The organism is Rhizobium sp. LjRoot98 (assembly GCF_964252935.1).
Lineage (GTDB): Bacteria > Pseudomonadota > Alphaproteobacteria > Rhizobiales > Rhizobiaceae > Pararhizobium.
Genome location: NZ_CAXUPW020000041.1, coordinates 1 through 2,874 on the forward strand (window position 1 = coordinate 1; position 2,874 = coordinate 2,874).

The 2,874-nt window shown below is 59.8% G+C and carries 4 protein-coding genes; 1 reads left to right on the plus strand and 3 read right to left on the minus strand.

The features are described from left to right. Window positions 1-57 precede the first annotated feature (57 nt). A complete protein-coding gene (locus ACSQ3J_RS31170; RefSeq protein ID WP_436041163.1) occupies window positions 58-291 on the plus strand; it encodes a DUF6429 family protein in 234 nt (77 codons plus the stop codon). Here ACSQ3J_RS31170 and tnpC read toward each other — a convergent pair. The 3 genes from tnpC to tnpA are packed head-to-tail and all read right to left on the minus strand — an operon-like array spanning window position 272 to window position 2,814. Continuing rightward, window positions 272-1,972 carry an IS66 family transposase gene (gene tnpC / locus ACSQ3J_RS31175; protein WP_436041165.1) on the minus strand — a complete coding sequence of 567 codons (1,701 nt, stop codon included), beginning with the start codon at window positions 1,970-1,972 and terminating at the stop codon, window positions 272-274. The genes ACSQ3J_RS31170 and tnpC overlap by 20 nt on opposite strands. 45 nt (window positions 1,973-2,017) lie before the next feature. After that, complete coding sequence (tnpB, locus tag ACSQ3J_RS31180; protein ID WP_436041167.1) at window positions 2,018-2,371, minus strand: IS66 family insertion sequence element accessory protein TnpB; 354 nt, start codon at window positions 2,369-2,371, stop codon at window positions 2,018-2,020. After that, entirely contained in the window at window positions 2,368-2,814 is a 447-nt protein-coding gene (gene tnpA / locus ACSQ3J_RS31185) for an IS66-like element accessory protein TnpA (protein ID WP_436041169.1), read from the minus strand. The genes tnpB and tnpA overlap by 4 nt, the downstream gene beginning before the upstream one ends. Window positions 2,815-2,874 lie beyond the last annotated feature (60 nt).

A 2,874-nucleotide genomic window follows, 5' to 3' on the forward strand; every position in this document is an offset into this window, starting at 1 on the left:
GTATCCATCCGAGCAGGGCCGCAGGATTTTGGGCGCCGCGCGTGGTAACGTCGGTTCATGGAGATAGATGAGGACAAGATCGACGATGCCGTTTTGGCGCTGTTATGGCTGACGCTGCATAACGAGCGTTGTGCCTGGAAGGGCTTCGACTGGGCAACGAGGGATCGGCTTCATAAGAAGGGCATGATCGGCGACCCAGTCAACAAGTCGAAGTCATTGATCCTGACCGATGAAGGCTTGGAGCGTTCGGAAGCGTTGTTCCGGGAGCTGTTTACGCGGCGGCCGCAATAGCCGTCCCTTTGTGTGACTTCCAGTGCCAAGGCAGCAGTTCGTGCAGGCGGGAGACAGGAAGATCGGCGATGCGGGCGAACACATCGGCGAGCCACGCCTTTGGGTCGACGTCGTTGAGACGGCAGGTCGTGATTACCGAGAGCATGATGGCGGCACGATCGGCCCCACGCTGGGAGCCGGCGAAGGTCCAGTTTCGACGCCCGAGTGCAATTCCTCTCAGAGCCCGCTCGGCCGTATTGTTCGTGAGACAAATTCGGCCATCGTGGAGGAAACGCGCAAAACCATCCCATCGCTTCAGCATGTAATCGATCGGCTCGATCACCTCGGACGATTTGCTGAGCGTGGCGCGCTCCCGTTTAAGCCACTCGTGCATGTCATCGAACAGCGGCTTGCTCTTTTCCTGCCGCGCGGCCAATCGTTCTGCGGCGCTCAATCCATTGATCTCGCGTTCGATCTCAAACAGCGCATCGTACCGTTGGACGGCTTCCAGGGCGATCGGCGAGATCGGCTTGCCTTTGCGTTTGCGGTCGCGGGCACTTTTCTGGATGTCGGCCAGCTCAAAGAATTTGCGCCGCGCGTGCGCATGGCAAAAGGCGAAGGTGATCGGTACCGCTTTCTTTTCGGCAACACTGAGCGGTTCGAAGCCATTGTAACAATCACTCTGCAGAATGCCGCCATACTCGGCCAGGTGCTTCTGCGGGTGCTCGCCACGGCGGTCGCTCGACGCATAGTATATGGCCGCCGGCGCTGCCGCTCCGCCGTAGGGCCGGTCATCGCACACATACGTCCATATTCGCCCGGTCGTGCATTTGTCTTTGGCCTGGATGGGAATGGTGGTGTCGTCGCCAAAAAGGCGCTCGGCCGCGAAGACATGCGCCTCGATCAGTTCAAAGATCGGCAGGAGCGCGGCCGTTCCATACCCGACCTGGTCGGCCAGCGTCGAGGTCGAAAGCTCGATGCCCTCGCATTTGAACCGGGTGCTCTGGCGGTTGAGCGGACTATGCATGCCGAACTTATCGAACAGGATCGTCGCCAGCAGATGAGGACCGATGAAGCCACGCGGCGTGGCATGGAACGGCGCCGGCGGCTGGCTGATCGCCTCGCAGTCACGGCAGGTAAATTTCTCCCGCACCGTCTCGATCACTTTGAACCGGCGCGGAACCTCCTCGAGCGTCTCAGTGACGTCCTCGCCCAGTTTCGACAGGCGCGACCCGCCGCAGCAGGCACAGGTGACTGGGGGATCGATCACCACGCGCTCACGCTCGATATCCTCCGGCCACGGCTTTCGGACCGGTCGTTTGCGCGTGAACGGACGCACGCTCGAGGTCTTGGCGGCAGCGACCTCCGCTGCAACCTCATCCTCCGTCGCCGCCATCACCAGTTCTTCGAGCTGCAATTCCATCTGGTCGATCAGGCGCGCCGTGCGCTCGGATCGCCGGCCGCGCAGTTCGCGCCTCAGCTTTTCCATCGCCAGTTCCAGGCTGGCGATCAGTGCCTCGCTGTCGGACAGCATGGCCTGCGCATTGGCGGCTTGCGCCACCGCAACGTCCCGTTCGGCGACGACGGTATCGCGCTCGGCGACAATGACATCACGTTCAGTCTGTAACATCTCACGCTCGGAAAGCAGCGCCAGATAGGCGCTCGCAAGGTCCGCAGGAAGATCCACAGGCTTCGAGGTCATGAAGCCATTCGATCAGATTTACTCAATATTTTCAATGTAATAATGCTATCCGACCCGTGTCGGACGCCAGGTTTCCTGCGGATTGCGCCAGTCGATCCCGGACAACAAATAGGACAATTGTGCCGGTGAGATCGCTACCGCGCCGCCCTCTATATTCGGCCAGATGAACCGGCCCTTTTCCAGCCGCCGGGTAAAAAGGCAGGCGCCCAGACCATCATGCCAGATGATCTTCAAAATATCCGATCTGCGGCCCCTGAACACGAAGAGGTGCCCTGAGAACGGATCATGCTTCAGAACCTCCTGCACCCGAAGCGCCAAAGAGGGAAAGCCACAGCGCATGTCTGTGAACCCCGTCGAAAGCCAGACCTTGACCCCCGTTCCCATCGGAAACGGATTCACCGCAGCGTCTCCAGTCCGCGCAGGATCCCAAGCAGCGCTTCAACGTCGACATCGCGCCCCACAATCACACGGCGACCATTGGCGCTGACAACCTCCATAAGCCCACTTTGTGTCGTCGAAGAATTGGTCGGCTTAACAACCGGCATGCCTGGCTCCGGGACCAACAGTGCAGGAATAAACCCTTCAGTCCCCCTGCCATTGCCGAGCCGTCCCTCGCGAGCTGCTTTACGCCAATCATTCAACTGAAAGCGTGTGATCCCATGGCGACGTGCTGTTGCCGTGACCTGACGCGGGGCGGAATAACTCTCCGCCACGATCGCAAGTTTGGCCTCCTTGCTGAAACGGCGACGCCGACCGCTATCGACAATCTCCATGCGGCTAACTTGCGGCCGCTTCTCTAGCGTTAAATCCACGGTTCTCACTCTGTCTATATTGACGTCCATATAGACAGAGCATCCTGTACGCCTCACTTCTTAGCAAGGCGGCCCTCCTCGGATGCGTAC

Coding starts and splice junctions, on each gene's coding strand:
- ACSQ3J_RS31170 (WP_436041163.1), top strand. CDS start 58: ATGGAGATAGATGAGGACAAGATCGACGATGCCGTTTTGGCGCTGTTA.
- tnpC (WP_436041165.1), bottom strand. CDS start 1,972: ATGACCTCGAAGCCTGTGGATCTTCCTGCGGACCTTGCGAGCGCCTAT.
- tnpA (WP_436041169.1), bottom strand. CDS start 2,814: ATGGACGTCAATATAGACAGAGTGAGAACCGTGGATTTAACGCTAGAG.